The organism is Pseudoalteromonas sp. OF5H-5, assembly GCF_021530695.1.
Classification (GTDB): domain Bacteria; phylum Pseudomonadota; class Gammaproteobacteria; order Enterobacterales; family Alteromonadaceae; genus Pseudoalteromonas.
In genome coordinates this window covers 1-15,899 of sequence record NZ_JAKGBF010000017.1, presented here as the reverse complement: position 1 = coordinate 15,899, position 15,899 = coordinate 1, and the positions used below count along the sequence as shown (strand labels likewise).

The following is a 15,899-nucleotide window of genomic DNA, read 5'->3' as shown; positions in this document are numbered from 1 at the left end:
AGCCATTTTGATACGAGGTAAGTCCCTTCAATAGCTTATTTGGAAATCTTCAGCTGCTTTGAATCGGAAAGTGCGGGTAAGAAGTGGGATACACATTAAAGAAAAAGCTCTCTTGCGAGAGCTTTTGGGCTATGTTTACTCTAGACTAGTTATTCGAACGAACTTTTAGAAGAGGGGTAAGTTACGCTAATAAACTAATTTAAAGTAATTTTGAATTCTTCAGATTCTTTTTCTTGAATCGCATTAATTCGACTACCGGGTTTAAACTTGCTATCAATAGTACCTTTTCGGATACGGAACAACTTAACTGTTGTCTCACACGGTTTAGTTTTATCCAGTGCTTCGTTATCAAAGCCAGTTAATTCACCCAACAGGATTTTATATTGGCCGCTAGACTCAGAGATTTCAGACTCAAAATTAACAAAATGTGAAGCGCCATTATTCGCTATACAAGTTGAGTTTAAGCTGATAAGTAACGTGGTATTTATGTCACTTTCCGGTTTCCACTCGACTAAAAGATCATCATTACGATTAAACTGTTCAGAAACAGGAGAGTAAAGTTTAATTGGAGTAGGAAGTCTAACTTTGGAGGTTAGCGTTTCATCTTCTTTATCTCGAAGAAACTCAAGAGTTAACTCAGTGTCTTTTTCGGTCGCTGTAAAATAGCCTTGATAATCGACATCAAATAAGTCGTCATCTTTTTCTAATTGCTTCTTTTCGTTTCCTAGTTCGGCAACCACACTATCACCTTCAGAAAGAATGATGTTTGCGCCGGAACTGTTGTTTAAATTGAACTCAGTAACAACTCCGGAGCCTTCACCATTTGAAGTAACACGAATATCCGCCCAAATCCCTTCTGTTTTTACTACATCTGATTGTGTTGATTCAGTTGAACAACCAATTAGTGATGCTAAAGCAATGCAGCTCGATAAAACACTGGCTCGTTTCACGAATATTTCCTTTTCTTCAATATGTGCAAAAAGAGTGTAGCGCTATTTTAATGTTTCTAGAATAGGGTTTAACAATTTATAACAATTTGTTGTGATGCAAAGTAGAAAGGGAACCTCCATGTTCCTAGATAAAAACGCTGTCATATTACTGCGTAAATATGAAGAAACAATGGAGGTATACGACTTAACTGGCGGCATTTATTGAATATCAGATAGCTTAAGCATATTTGACATCACTTCTTTACCTTCCACATTTTTAAGCCGATTGTGATTGTGGGATCTGATTGAGACCAATCAATATCGATGAACCCATAGTTCACATCATGAGTAAACCCAGACACTCGGTGCCGATTTGGGCTGACTTGTTTCCACTCTTCTGTAAGCCCCGAGCTGGTGACTTCCCAAAACGGGTAGCCTTGATGTACTACCTTCGAAATTTCACCCCAGTGTGTATCACCGCTAATCATGATAACGCCACCAAGTTTTTCGCGCGTGATGAAGTTCAGAAGGCGTGCTCTATCAGTAGGGTAGTTGGCCCAAGCTTCCCACCCAGTAAACTCGGGTAATATTTGTAGACTAGAGGCAATAATTCGAATAGCGGCAGGTTTTTTTAACTCAGACTCAAGCCATTGCCACTGTTGCTCACCCAGCATACTCGCATCTAGAACCGGGCTATACGGTTCCCTATTTTTTGGCTTACGTTTGTTGTCGTAATCTGATTTTGATACTGACGTTAACGCCGGTCGGTTCCATCTCAAGTCGGGCATAATGACGCGAATTAGCTGATTTCCTTGGCCGTATTCATACGAGGTATAAATTCCGGAGTCTCTAGTGCGTCGCAAAGAGTTTGCAGGTTCACGCCAAAAGTCTAACATGATCTTTCGTGAGGCTTCTTTTTGAGAATATTCCAAACCTGCGTCATTTTCACCGTAGTCATGGTCGTCCCAAATGGCGATAACTTGAGATTGTTGCCTTAGTTCTTGTATACCCGCGTTTGCGTTAAGCTTTTCATATTTCTTCTTAAGCACATCCATATCCGTGGTGTCACCATAGATATTGTCTCCGAGAAAGATAAATAGCTCTGGGTTCTCTTTATTAATTGCCGCTAATATAGGTATAGGCTTATCTTGATGAGAACATGAACCAAAGAGAATTGTTGACAAAGGGGCTTGCTTGTTTGCATACACGTTCATTGCAACAAACGCCATTAAAGGAAATAACATTAGGCAAGTGAAACGCTTGCGCTCAGAGAGTTTAGGTCGTTTTAGTTTGGTCATTGCGCTATGCCTTCAAGCGGTGGTGCTATCTTGGGGTTAAAGGTAGAAGGACTTTGCCCAAGTAATTGAAGTGCAGTCGCGGTAACTTGCGACAAGGTTTGCTCTTGCTTTGGGATCACTAATCCTTTGGCTTTTATCTTGGGTCCGATTGCTGCAAACCAAACTTGCTCAGAACCTACGATCCCCGCAGGCTGCTTCTCAAGCATGCTGGGGTAGTTCTTTTCAATCGCTGCTTTTGATGAATGATGTCTCCAATCCTCACGATCCATGCCTCGGCCGTGATCGGTAGTAATGAGTAGGTAGGTGTTGTTTTTGTATTGCGGAATTGCTTGTAAGGTTTGCCATAAGTCGGCCAATATTTTATCAGCACGGTGAATACTTTTGATGTACTCGTCGTAGTTTCCACCGTGCGCATAATCGTCTGGCTCGCCCAGTGCTAGCATCATCACTCTTGGTTTTTGGGTTTGAAGATAGGCTTTTGCATATTGATACGTAAAGGCATCTAAGCGCACAGAGGACCAAGGGCTCGGAACTTGCTCTTGTAATTCATTTAAAAATAGCAGCTTGGGATTAGTTGTGTGTTTTGCAATTTCAAATCCAGCGTTTATGTGCAATTTGCTCCTTTCACGATTAAAAATCGCAGGGAACACGTCCCAGCTACCAAACACGGCAAGATTTGGCTCGAAACTAGGCTGAGATTGCAGCCATTCTAGAAACGATATATTTGGGTTCGGGTTTTTGTCATTAGAGTCAATATTGGGATCGGCAATACCAGTAATTACTTCGTTGTAACCCGGGTATGAAAAATACCATGGATTGGAAACTCGCATTGTTGAGTTTTGTTTTCTATCGCCGAGAATGACGCCATTTTCGACCACGTATTGCCATAAGAATGGCATTAGCTTTTCACGGCTTTGTTGAGCGTTGTGTCCTTGAAAAAGTGTATTTAGCGCTTTTGGATCGCTTGTTGATTCTTTATCGGTAACTAACTGATTATCCAATCCGTAAAAAACTTCTTGCCATCTAACACCATCTATTGTAACCAGAATAAGGTTCGGATCACTTTGCTTTGCTTGAGTAAATACACTAAAAGTGAGTATGAATAACCACATTGCACGCTTCATTTTATCTCCCAATCCACATTAGGGCGTATCGGTGTTAAAAGAGCACCGAAGTGCCCTTATTTACTTGGCTTTATTATTAAAAAGTGAGCTTAAAGTTCACAGCAGCGGTGCGTGGAGCACCTATCCATGCAGATTGACCAGCAATACCACCCATATAACTTTCATCGGTTAGGTTATTGATAGTTAACCTTAGCTCCATATTTTCAACACCAGATAGTGGTGAATCAATCGCAACACCGGCATAAAAATCTGAAGTCATATAGCTATCGACTCTTTGAGTATTCTTTGCATCTATGTAACGTTCGCCCACCCATTTCGTTGAAAGACCCACGAAATATGGCCCCTCAGCCCAATCAATAGAAATAACGGCTAAATCTTCTGCGGAGCCAAATACTGTGTTACCCGCCGGGAAGTCATTCAAACCACCCGTGTAGATGGAGTCGTTATATGTATATGATGCATAAATACCCCAGCTGTTGGTTACATACCAAGTTGCAGAAGCTTCAAAACCGTTCGACTCGATACCGCCAACATTCACGTATGAACCATTTGTGCCAATCAGATAATCAATACCATCTGGTGAATCTGGAGCTATAAAACTAATTCGGTTATCAAACGTTACATCATAATAGGTCAGGCTGGCATTAAATTCGGTAGATGAATACCTAAAACCTAAATCAATGTTTTCAGCAGTTTCAGGCTCGATTTGTTCAAGTGCAGAGGCTTCGCGTTCTAGTACGTTGTCTTTTATAGCTGCAAAGTTTTCGGCATAGCCTGCAAATAATTCTAGGCCTTCAATTGGCATGGGGGCGACGATCCCTGCGCTTAGTAATGCGTCAGAGTCTGAGTCTAGCGCCACTTTTTGACCACTAAACTTGTCGACACCTTCTAACTCGACCAAGAATTTCTTAGCGCCAACACGCAGTCGAGCTAGGCCAAAGTCTAATTCATCCTCAATGTAGAGCATGGTTGTATCGACATTAAACTCACGGCTATATTGGATCCAATATGGCGTATGATCAAAATTAGCAGAGACTCGAGCATCAATACGCTTGTGCCAATCTCGCCATTCTTCACGTTGGTAGTCTTCATACCAAAACCCTGCGCGAATGGTGTTATCCATATCGGCAATTTTGCCGTAGAAAGTAAAATCAGCATTGATCCCGAGACGGTCTTTACCGTAGTGCGTATGTCGGTAAGAGCCTACCGGAATGGCGCCTGCACCATAACATGCTGGGTCATACTCTTCGTCAGCACCACCGTATGGGAAAGTCAGGCTTGAGGTACATTTTGCATTTGGTTTTAGTGCTTTACCTTCGCTATCAACGAAGTAAATGCGTCCGATAGGACTACCGCCAGTATAAGGCGCAGTACCTGTTACTTCTGAATGAGGCTGATTTAATCCGTCGTTGTTGATATCAACTAAATAGGGAGGAACCCAATCACCACGACCTTCATTGGTGTGATAGTAGACATTACTCGTTAGTGCCCAATTAGTTTGTTCATAGGTTGCTTCTATGTAGCCGAAAATGTTTTCGCGGTGCGTACGCCAGCCATTGCGGTATACTTGGTCTATATGTGGAATGCCGGTGATAGTATCCGTTAGTCTATCCCATGCTGGATCTGCTTCAAATTGTTCTTGGCTTACACGTTGGTAGTTTGCTTCAACCACATCGTCATAAGATGCATAAGCTTTTACCGTCAGCGGGCCTTTTTGGTGTTTTATTTTAGCGGCTAAATGGTCGCGTTCATTATTCGCGACTTGTTGGATCCAGTCTGAGTTGCTTGAGCTAGAAACGCTGATCCAAGCATAGGTATTCTCAATTATTTCACCGGTTTCATAACGAGCGAAGTACTTTTGCGCTTCAAAGTCACCACTGGTGATAGACAGCGTTAAACCTTTCTTTTCAGTGGGGTCAATGGTAGTGAAGTTAAGTGTACCACCTAATGCCTCATTGGAGCGTGAGGCAATATCAGCGGTACCTTGAGATACTTGCACTGCACCCAAGTTTTCAGTATCAATGTAGCGGTTTGCTTTCGCACCACCACCATAGTTTGAATTACCATTGGCAATGCCATCAACCGTAATACCGATTTGCTGCTCGTCTAAACTCAGCTGAAAGCCACGAATAGAAACGGTGGTTGACCAGTCGTCAGAACCAAAAGTATCCCCTTCGTTGATGAGTACACCAGGTAAATTATCGATAACAGCCAAAGCCGATGTCATAGCAGACTGTTGCTTGCTCATTTCGTCACTTGTTGCGTTATTTGCAAAGGAAACACTTTGTCCAACAACCGTAACTTCTTCAATGACTTTATCGTCTTTAGTCTTGTCATCGTTAGCATAGGCGTTAATTGCTAGGGTGGATAGTAGTGCGGTAGTGATCAGATTTAGCTTGCGCTGCGTTTTCATAATTGTTCCAACTTCTAGGTTAATTGTGATCGCTGAAAGAGTCGGCGCAAGTATGGGGAGCTTTTATGACAATTCAGGCCATTTTTATTGAACGTTCAATTAATAAAAGTTTAAAGAATTAAGACACAGGAAGAATTAAGACACAGGGCATATTTGTATTTTATTCGTGGGACGTAAAATCTACATTTGAGAGTGGCTCTGAATAGCAAGCAAAGGAAAAGCGGAGTTATTCACAACGAATAACTCGAGGATTAGTTGGGAACTAAATTAATTGGGCATTAGGAGCCGCCGAGTAAATCCAGCAGATTTTTCCCGATCTTAGCGTTGCCGAAATGCGCTGATATTCATCCACTTCGTACCCATCTGCATGAGCTAATTCAGCTTCCGTGATTAAAAATACAGTGCCCTCTACCTTATCCTCTGCATCACCTGTCGTGATTAAAATGGGATGAATGTCCTTTTGGCTACTGGCAATAACAGCGGGATCTGTTATTTTAACTTGGCCAATTTTAAATCCACAAAGTACCGCTTTTTCGCCTTCTAATCGTCTGCCGAATGTATCAAGTTGCACTTGCTCCTGCTGCAGTGTGCCGTACGAAAATAATGCTTGCATCACTTAATTCTAATCCGTTGCTCTCCTGTAAGTTTTAAGTCTAAGCTGCGACATTTTCATGGTCAATCAAGATCTTGCGGTCTACCCATATCGGACTGGCTATAATCGCATACGCCCTTAGGGTAAATTTGTTTAAGTGTGGTGAGTTGTGTTGAGATATCTACATCCCCGTAGATCCCTTGCGCGAGCGCCGCTTCAATCGAAATTTTATGACACTTAAATATATCACCAGCCCAGTTTGCACCAGCTTGAATTCTGCTGGTAGAAAACATTGGATATCTGGCGGTACAAGTTCCTTGCGGCTGGTTATTCCAGATACCATTAAACACTGCGTTGCCGCTGGCGATGACTTTACCTTGTTCGTCGAAACACGTATCAGCAAGTGTCTTCGGTTTTGCGTCTGTAACGGATAAATTCGGCTGCGCTTTGAGGTTGAGTAACCATTCATCCATTTTTTCAAATGCGAGTTGAGTTGGATTAAACGCTTGATGTGCAACCCAAATCACTTGATTCTCTGGGGTTGAATCAGCGGCGGACATTCTCAATCGAGTATAAAATGAAGCAGACATATGATGCATATCTAACTCGTTCTCAAGATAATGTCTGGCATCAATAATAGGGATATCAACCTTGCCAATAAATACCTGTCCAGAGCGATACGCTTTTTCCATCGCCGCAAGGTTGCCACTGTGCCTTGGTGCTATACCATTGTCATCTGGCGTGGTGATATTATGATTGCCCCAAAGAGTGAGCCAAATAGGTACTTTGTGGCCAAACGGTAATACAATTTCTTCTTGTTGCATTTGGTTTTGGGGCTTCCATCCGCCTATTTTTTTGTTGAGATCAATAAATTCAGCCATCGTGATCTGCTGAGCCTTTAATGCTTCTAGTCCATATTGAACGCCTTCGTTATCCCAAGTGCTTAATCCTAAGCCTGATTGATCCGTGCCAAATACGTTGGCCATGTCTTGCCAGTAACTCCAGTTTGTTCTCTCTACTACCTCATCCTCAAAAAAGGCCCTTAAAAACCCTTGCCTCGGATTATTAATAAAAGTAGATAATCCAAAGTAACCATTGATGCATTCACTATTGCCGTCAGGAAAGGAGGGCACAAACCCGGACATTAATTGGTTGAGTGGTTGTAAAAAACCAGCTCGTTGCGGAAAGTCGTTGATTGCATTCATGCCTTCAATATGGCGGCGGCGGGTCCAATCACGCCATGCTTTTCTGTCATTAGCTCTAAAAGTAAAGTAGTTATTTAGTAAATCACAATCTAACGCGTAAGTGGTTTGGGTGATCATATCAGGGTAACTATAAAGTGGAATAAGGCCATCTAAGATCCCTTGGCTATTTTGTGCAATCAAATATTGTGCGAGTCCACCGCCAGAGCCGCCAATTCCGACCGTATAGAGCGGCTCTCCGTACAAACTCGTGAATTGCTTTTTCACCCGTCTTGCGGTGTCTTCGGCCAATAACATGTTGTAGGTGTAGCTAGTTTTATTGCCACTAGAGCTTATAACAGCGTAGCCAAGCTTTAACTGCTCAAGCTGTCTATCTATCACACGCTCTGGTTTTTGCCTGCCTTGTCTAAAGCCAATCCCAGAACCACCATTAAATTGGTAGATAAGTCGGTTATTCCATTGAGACTTAGCCTGTCTATCACCCATTTCGTCAACTGTGATTGGCATTACTATGGTGTAAATGAAGCGATTTATGGTGCCTTGCTCAACGCGTAACAGTAAGTTTGTGTCTATCGTTTTATTTCCCTTGTCTAACGGCTTGATTTGATTGTCAGAGGTTATCGCAAAGTAGCGTAACCGCGTTTTTGCCATGCAATCCTTACTAAAACCAAGTATCTGGTTTGATTGCTCATCCATCACCGGCACACCGAGCCCCGCGTGGTTGTCTATCTCTGGTTGACCAAGGTCTGAGTCTAGGGTCATACAGTAAAAAGGATATTGGTTAGGGCCAGAGTATAGGCTGGTATTAGGACCAATATCTCCTATCGAAATCGGAAATACGAAGGTATCGACGGGCCTGTTAACTTTTGAAATATGCGGATAAAACTCAAGAATAGGATTGCTTTCGCTGTTTGCTATTTTTTCTACACTGTGTATTTCTTCTTGCGCACTCGTTAGCCAAAACCAATAACCACAAGCGCCAAGAACAATCAAAGATAATACTGCGGTGAGCCAAGAAAATAAGGATTTCATATGAGCTCCTTCGAGTGCGAGGCAAATGGATAAACGGATATTATAAGTGTAGAACTAGATCATCCTAGTGTGGTTATTTGTTTGTTATTTGAACATGAAATTATTGCGTTAGGAATTAAAAATCATCGCCTAAGTATTTAATCTCAATAGTCTTAATTGTTTTATCCGGAACCTTTTCTAAGAGCGATTCGATACGCTTCGCCATCGCTTGGTTAGCGATGTTGTATCCCATAAATTGCTGCTCAGCATGAAAAGGACGCGGTAGAAAAGTGACTTCGAGTTGATGGCGGCGGATCATCTCTAAAGCCCACACTTTATCGACTAAAATGGCATCAACTCTGTTGTTATTGAGTACGCTAAAAAACTTTTTGCCGTCATCATGGTTTTGCTCATAAAACGAACGTCTTACAATGGCTGCGTTGATTTTTTTCAGCCCTTGTACAGCCGCTTCCGGGTAGCTGTAATCCTCTGAGATCATGACTCTTGGGGCGGCAAGTTGATAAAAGTCATCAGGGTTGCTGAAGCGACCTTGTTTTACCGCAAGAGAAAGCAGCCAGGTGGTGAATGACACATCGATAATTGGAAAGCCATCGGCCTCATCCACATGTAAGGTAAAATCAAATGTACCATCGGCAACGCCTGCTAAACAGCGACGGTAAGGAAGTTCATGAAATGTGACTCGATAGGGAGTACCTATAAGTGCTGATTTAATTATATCAACCTCTATGCCCCGAACTTGTTTTTGCTCGTTAACAAAGCTGTAAGGCCACCACCGTTCAAAGCAAATGTGTACCGCCCGACTATCCGTTTTTGCCTGAGTACAAATACTGGAGAGAGTTAGTAGCAAAATAAAAATAATGCGCATCGGCAAGTTTGTCCTAAATTACCTTCTCTAAGCGTAATGATAGATTGGAAAAAGCGCAACAAAAGAACATATTATGACTGTTTTACGTTTATACATAAATCAATTCAATGTGGCCGCTATTAGCTGACCGTTGCATCCAGAAGTATCAGGCTATTCGTTATATCTTATCTGTAATAAAAATGATTATCATATCAATTGTATTTTGTGTTGCTGAAAATAAAACATTCGCTATAATCTTAACCTCACCTTAATCCTCAATCTAACTGTAAAACGGAGTTTTACCTTGTTAAGTGTGTTTTTTGTCGCTCTTCTGAGCCTTGCAATTACGTTAATTTACTGCACAAACAAGCATCAGCGCTTGTTAAAGCGACCACTGCCAAACAATGCTAGAACTGCTGGCTACATTCTTCTGGCAATTACATTCATTTTTGCAATACAAATTTTCACTGGTGCTGCGGTCGTATTTAGTTGGCTTATCGGTGTCATGGTACTTACCGCGCTTATTCCCTTCACCATTTTAATACTTTTTAGGAAATCACAATGAGCAGGTTGTCACATGCTGATAAAATCCAGCCTGACTGGTGGGGGAAGACACTTGCAGGTGTCATACTTGGCTTGGCACTAAGCTTTGGGATCGTTGGTCTTTTCGCTTGGGTGGGCAGTGATGGTTTGATGGAGACGTTAACTCCTGCGAGACAAAGTTGGCGGACTCAATTTAGTATGTGGATGATTTCTCCTATCTGGTTGCTCATTTTGAGTTTTGTTTTTATGTTCAAAAACTCAAAACAAGCAGTACTTTGGCTTGGCGGCGCTAATTTAGTTGTTTACGTTATTTTATTTGTTGTAAGAGGGATGGCATGAAGATCCGCGCCGATATATTAAGGATTTATCAAAGTGTACATACTTGGACGGGATTAACGACCGGTCTACTGCTGTTTATCGGTTTCTTTGCTGGCGCTATCACCATGTTTGCAGGTAGCATCGACAAGTGGGCAACGCCTCCTTCTCACCATTTGCCTCAAGTCGATGCCAGCCAATATGATGCGCTTATCCACCGTGTATTTAAACAACATCCTGAAGCTCTAAGTGGTATCAATATTAGTTTCGAAGCAGACAATTCTCCAGTTAATTGGTATGAGCAAGGTGGCGCTCGGGGCTTGAGCCTTGATAAAACGCTCTGGCACGGCACTTTAAATGAAGCAGGGGAGCTTGATGCGCATACCAGCTATATTAATGAACTATCATCACTAGTGGATTATCTTCACCGCAGTGCAGGCATTGCGGGGGAAATTGGCCATGATCAGGCAGGGGTTTATGTACTCGGTATTGCGGCAATTTTGTATTTTATTGCGCTTGTTTCGGGCGTTATTTTCTTATTGCCGAGCTTAGTAAAAAGCTTTTTTGCCCTAAGAGATAAAAAAGGCGCGAGCCGTTTTTGGCTTGATACTCATAACCTAATTGGGATCACTAGCTTACCGTTTCATATTATTATCGCCATCACTGTGATTGTATTCGCATTCCACGATATTTTGTACGATGGGTTAGGTAAATTATATGGAGATAAACCTCTTTTTTCACGTCAAGCCCCCTCAGCCGTTGAATACAAGGTTGAAAACTTGCCAAGTCTCGACGTAATTTTGAAAAAAGCGAAAGACTACGCACCTGACTACCAAGTCAAAGGTATAACCCTGAGTCGATTAAATAGCGCCATGCCTTCTGCGTCAATTCAACTGTTAAGTGATAAACACTTGATGCGTGGACCTAAAACTGACTATTTGTTTATGAACCCTTACACATTTGAAGTATCGGCAAGCAGTGTTGCAGATGATGCGCAAGGGGTATGGGGGGCGGTAGTGACCACGTTATTCGGTCTTCACTTCGGGAGTTACGGTGGTGAGTTTGGTCGTTGGGCTTATTTTATTATGGGTATTTTAGGCGCAGTGCTGTTTTATACGGGTAACTTATTGTGGCTTGAGAAGCGCCGTAAGCAAAAGCAGCCGGAGCAGTCAAAATCAACCCGAGTGATGGGTAAATTGACTATTGGCGTGGCAATGGGCTCATTACTTGGTGTAGCTGCCGCGTTTGCTGTAACAAAATGGGCCGCCTTGACCACAATAAACATCAATGTTGTGTATATGTGGGTCTATTATCTGTGTTTTGGTTTTACCTTGATTGCAGCGTTCGCTATCGGTATGAGTAAAACGGCAATTTGGTCACAAAAGGCGATTGCCATTTTGTGCTTCTCGTTGCCACTGACTTCAGTCATTGCGTTTGCAATCCCAAGTCTAGGTATTTGGCCTGCGACAGCTTGGTCTTCTATTGGTTTAGAGTTAACTGCTATGATCCTAGGTTTTATTTTTTGGCGAATGGCAGATAAGACAAAGCATAGGGCTTACTATGGCGAAGCCAATAGCATTTGGTTTATTGGTCAGCATAAAACAGAATGTGAATTACAAACGCAGTCTGTATAAAAACACGTAGAAAGGGGCTGGTAGCTCCTTTTTACTTACAAAGTGCCATCTATTTTTTCAAATCTGTTATCCTACTCGTTTTGCAATTCTCTACGGAAAAATTATGGAGCTTACAGCCTGGTTAAGCCTTGCTGCTATTTGTGCTTTTGGTGCGATGTCACCAGGCCCAAGTTTAGCGGTTGTCTTGCGTTATAGCCTATTTCATAGTGCCAAACACGGTATTGTCGCAAGCCTTGCGCATGGTTTGGGAGTTGGAATTTATGCCAGTCTAGCAATTTTAGGGTTGTCAGGGCTTATTCATCAATTTCCGATTGTATACCAATTTTTGGTTTACGGTGGTGCCGCCTACTTGGCATGGATGGGGATAAAAATCCTAATGAGTAAGAGCCAAGGGTTAGCGGTATCACAGTCTCAAGTGGCAACGTCGTATGCCAAAGCTGCGCAGGATGGTTTTGCAATTGCATTTTTGAATCCGAAGTTAGCTATTTTCTTCGTTGCGCTCTTTTCGCAGTTTATCGACCCAGAAAAGATGACATTAACGGTAGGTTTTATCATGTGTATCACCGTGCTAACGATAGATGCGTTGTGGTATTTTATTGTCTCAATTTTGAGTGCTTCAGCAAGAGATAAATTCGATTTAACGGCTAAGCGAGCTGTGATTGATAAAATTCTTGGCTGTGCCTTTTTACTGCTCGCCATACGAGTGATTTACCAATCCTTGTAGCCATCGTAAGCACTTCTTGGTAGGCGCTCTATCTTTGCGTCCATCAGGAATGATCGCATAATATGCATAGGGAGCGGGGATCGCCAGTTCGCGCTTATCAAGCTGAACTAATCTAACCCCTTGCGCTGTATGTAGTTATGAAGAATAAATGCTTTGAGTTTTTCGTTATCGGTTTTATTCATTGCAAAGGATACGGCGAGCTCCAGTGGGCTTGTCACCTTTATCGAGTGGACGTTTGCAAACAGTGGAATCGGGTCGGCAAGATATAATTTAGCTATCCGACTGATCACATTAATTTGGATTGCATTTGCTTGGTAGGGAAAAGTATTAATCAGTCCACCGGATTGGGATATGGAGACCATGTTAAACGGCATCATTTGAGGGGACAATCTAAACCTGACCGGCGTTGATGGGCAGGTACGCCAGCTACGTGGTGCACTAGAGTTAGCGGCTTCCACGATATTAGGTGCTTCTAAGTTGTTGTCTAAAATCTCCATCAATGCCGATAGGTCGCTAAGTGGAAACTCGACCTGCTCGTTGGCATTTTTGGCAACGAGACTAAACTGAGAACTATTTGAAATACTCGCAAGTAACTTTTTAATCTCGCTGTGCGTTTGCTGCTTTTGATCCCTAGCTTCCGGCAATAGCGAACCTGCAACGCGATTACCGGCTAGGGTTCGGTTAATGAATTGTAATTCTTCCTTCGTCAATTTCATGATTAAGCACATCCATTGGGTGGTTGATATTTATACAGCAAGGTTTATACCAAATTCCGCTTTGATTGCTACTGCGGCGTTTCTTTTTTAAGTACGGGCTTTGCAATTTGTTCAGCAGTAGACTTGTTGCCATTTAGCCTTCAAATAGGGCAATCTAACGTACCTAAGCGGCAATGAATTGCCCATGAAGCTGTACGTGTTATTTAAGAAAATGAAATATTTCCGTGTTCAGTGGCTATTGATATCAATTCATCGGCTGATTGTTGAAAATATTTATTTGGAATAATGCTTGCAAAGGTCTAGCACCGAGATTGTTTTTTAGACTTGCCCAATGCCAACGTTTTTAACTGGACATCAAGTATCGCTCATTGAGCCTACTTCACTGAACTTTTCACCTGTAGAGCGAGAGAAATTAGTGATCCCGAGCGTTCATAGTCAGCTTACAGCAAATGACAATCACCTTGCTGGCGGCGGTCGTGCTCACACCTTTAAACAAAACTTTATGAATGCCATGAGCAATGGCTCGTCTGGTGAAACGTCGCAACATGACAAAAGTGAAGCATTACTGCAGTTCCAATTTGCGGATCACGAAGTTCTATTCGACCTTACAAGCATCGCCTCTCATGATGAGGCTGCTTACGAAAAGCTCCGAGCGTTGCTGGCTGATATGATGACAGGGCCTGTAAAGGTTGATATCAGTAGTAAAGATCAAGCGCAGCAATTACTGTTTAAAAATTTAGAGCTAGATTTCTTAGCGTACAAGGAGCTCTCTGAGCGGCTGGAAATGTTAGCAAAGCTTGACCATGAAACTGAAAGTCAAAAAGCATTGGTGCAGCAAGATAGAGATCGCATTCGTGCAGTAATTGCAAGTTTACATGCACGCCTAGAAAAGGGCCAAGAGGCGTTACTTGGTGGAACAACATTAAAAGCGTTGGATGTAAATCGCAAAGATTTTGAGCTTGAATTAGATAGCCTCTTTACCTGTGTTGGCTTTGATTCGGATATGCCAGTAACTGGCGCGACTTGATTGCCGTGATCATTATTGTTTGCTGGGATTTGCACTTTTTACCAGGTATAAAATGTAGTAGCCCATACCCGAAACTCACCGTTTAAAAAGAACGGGGCGAGACTTTACCTGACATGCGCTTTGTGGAACAAAAGACGGCCGTCAACGTTACTTTTGTTCTACAAAGCGCACGTTCCACTAACTCATTTATGCCCCAAAATGAGCTAGAAAATTTTGCTCAAAGGGCTTACAACACCGTTTGCGCCTTGCTGTAAAACATGGGTATAAATCTGAGTGGTTTTAACGTCTGAATGGCCTAACTGAGCTTGTACTGTTCTAATATCTGCCCCACTTTGTAACAGGTGTGTAGCAAAAGAGTGGCGAAAAGTGTGGGGTGTTATAGGTTTTGTTATTTGTGCTTTTTTGGCTGCCTCTTTAACCGCTTTACGTACTCCTGTTTGATGAAAATGATGTCGGCGGATCTCCCCAGTTTCAGGATCTGCACTTAACTTATATGAGGGAAATAGATACTGCCAAGCAATTGACTTATTGGCGCTAGGATATTTTCTTGCTAGTGCGTTTGGCATCCAAACACCTGCATATCGTTCATTCTGGGAATCTAATTTTAAGTATTCATCAGCCTGAGCAATTTGATTTCTTAGCAAAGGTATAAGTTCTGTGGCGAGAGTAACCACCCGATGTTTATTCCCTTTTCCATTCCAGATCCGGATGCACTTGTAGTCAAAGTCAATGTCCTGAACTCGTAGTTGAACAGCTTCCATTACACGTAAGCCGCTACCATACATTAAGCCTGAAATTAAATAATATCGTTTACTTAAAAACGACATGAGACGTTTAACCTCCTCGGGGGTCATAACAATTGGCAACTTAGATTGGCGCTTGCTTCTGATAAACGTTAGATTGGGGCACAAATCCTGTTTAATTATTTGCTTATACAGAAAAGATAATGCATTTAACGCTGTCGCTTGTGTTTTAGGCGACACATTACGTTTAAGCACGAGGTAGTCGAGATATTCGACAACCTCGTTATCGCCCATTGAAGCCGGGTGACGCTTATCATGAAAATGAATATAGGAAGAAATCCACTTAAGATATGTATCAACTGTTCTGAGCGAATATTGCTTAGTCAGCATAAACTCTGCGATGTGGTTTAGAAATGGTGAACGAGTTCTCATTGAATTAGCTCTAAAAAGAAACTGTATTTATATACAGTGTTGGCGTATTTCTCCTATAGTCAAGAAAACGACCCACTGGGTCGTTTTCATCCTTTTCATAATGATGAAAAATATATCTGTAGCAACAAGTTAGTTATTGTGATAGAACTGGTACAATGAGAATAATGCCCCATGACTCGGTAGATAAACGACCCATTGGGTCGATATTAAATTGTTGAACTAAGCCGCTACGCGGAGATCCTACTCTCACCAACTGAGCCACACTTACCTTGAGGTTATCCCATAACTTGGAGGTAAGTCATGAACCCACTCATAGAACAAGTCAAAACAG

The 15,899-nt window shown here is 42.2% G+C and carries 12 protein-coding genes and 1 pseudogene; 4 read left to right on the top strand and 9 right to left on the bottom strand.

Annotated elements, in window-relative coordinates; all coding sequences use genetic code 11:
- Positions 1-194 precede the first annotated feature (194 nt).
- The 7 genes and pseudogenes from L1271_RS20235 to L1271_RS20205 form a co-directional block, all read right to left on the bottom strand.
- On the bottom strand, positions 195-950 hold the full coding sequence (locus tag L1271_RS20235) for a hypothetical protein (RefSeq protein WP_235368656.1): 756 nt from the start codon (positions 948-950) through the stop codon (positions 195-197).
- 198 nt (positions 951-1,148) lie between these two features.
- Positions 1,149-2,227 (bottom strand): annotated as a pseudogene (locus L1271_RS20230) (alkaline phosphatase D family protein).
- Positions 2,224-3,351, bottom strand: a complete 1,128-nt coding sequence (locus L1271_RS20225) for an alkaline phosphatase family protein (RefSeq protein ID WP_102057940.1) — start codon at positions 3,349-3,351, stop codon at positions 2,224-2,226. Before L1271_RS20225 ends, L1271_RS20230 begins: the two are co-directional and overlap by 4 nt.
- Before the next feature lie 76 nt (positions 3,352-3,427).
- Complete coding sequence (locus L1271_RS20220) at positions 3,428-5,764, bottom strand: TonB-dependent receptor (RefSeq protein WP_102057941.1); 2,337 nt, start codon at positions 5,762-5,764, stop codon at positions 3,428-3,430.
- 262 nt (positions 5,765-6,026) lie between these two features.
- Entirely contained in the window at positions 6,027-6,377 is a 351-nt protein-coding gene (locus L1271_RS20215) for a gamma-glutamylcyclotransferase family protein (RefSeq protein ID WP_199539716.1), read from the bottom strand.
- Between the two features lie 62 nt (positions 6,378-6,439).
- Entirely contained in the window at positions 6,440-8,590 is a 2,151-nt protein-coding gene (locus tag L1271_RS20210; RefSeq protein WP_235368655.1) for a DUF6351 family protein, read from the bottom strand.
- Between the two features lie 115 nt (positions 8,591-8,705).
- Positions 8,706-9,455 (bottom strand): substrate-binding periplasmic protein, encoded by a 750-nt coding sequence (locus L1271_RS20205; protein WP_235368654.1) that lies wholly within the window; start codon positions 9,453-9,455, stop codon positions 8,706-8,708.
- Between the two features lie 540 nt (positions 9,456-9,995).
- On the opposite strand from L1271_RS20205, the gene L1271_RS20200 reads away from it, so the two are divergent.
- The 3 genes from L1271_RS20200 (at position 9,996) to L1271_RS20190 (ending at position 12,650) form a co-directional block, all read left to right on the top strand.
- Complete coding sequence (locus L1271_RS20200; protein WP_102057945.1) at positions 9,996-10,316, top strand: hypothetical protein; 321 nt, start codon at positions 9,996-9,998, stop codon at positions 10,314-10,316.
- Positions 10,313-11,926: a PepSY-associated TM helix domain-containing protein gene (locus L1271_RS20195; protein WP_235368653.1), complete on the top strand. Its 1,614-nt coding sequence runs from the start codon at positions 10,313-10,315 to the stop codon at positions 11,924-11,926. The genes L1271_RS20200 and L1271_RS20195 overlap by 4 nt, the downstream gene beginning before the upstream one ends.
- Before the next feature lie 103 nt (positions 11,927-12,029).
- Positions 12,030-12,650: a LysE family translocator gene (locus L1271_RS20190; protein WP_206471908.1), complete on the top strand. Its 621-nt coding sequence runs from the start codon at positions 12,030-12,032 to the stop codon at positions 12,648-12,650.
- A gap of 107 nt (positions 12,651-12,757) precedes the next feature.
- Here L1271_RS20190 and L1271_RS20185 read toward each other — a convergent pair whose 3' ends face one another.
- Positions 12,758-13,366: a hypothetical protein gene (locus L1271_RS20185; RefSeq protein ID WP_010605268.1), complete on the bottom strand. Its 609-nt coding sequence runs from the start codon at positions 13,364-13,366 to the stop codon at positions 12,758-12,760.
- A 331-nt stretch (positions 13,367-13,697) separates the two neighbouring features.
- Here L1271_RS20185 and L1271_RS20180 point away from each other — a divergent pair, with 331 nt between their 5' ends.
- On the top strand, positions 13,698-14,393 hold the full coding sequence (locus L1271_RS20180) for a hypothetical protein (RefSeq protein WP_235368652.1): 696 nt from the start codon (positions 13,698-13,700) through the stop codon (positions 14,391-14,393).
- Positions 14,394-14,596: 203 nt separating this feature from the next.
- Here L1271_RS20180 and L1271_RS20175 read toward each other — a convergent pair whose 3' ends face one another.
- On the bottom strand, positions 14,597-15,568 hold the full coding sequence (locus L1271_RS20175; RefSeq protein WP_130165411.1) for an integron integrase: 972 nt from the start codon (positions 15,566-15,568) through the stop codon (positions 14,597-14,599).
- Positions 15,569-15,899 lie beyond the last annotated feature (331 nt).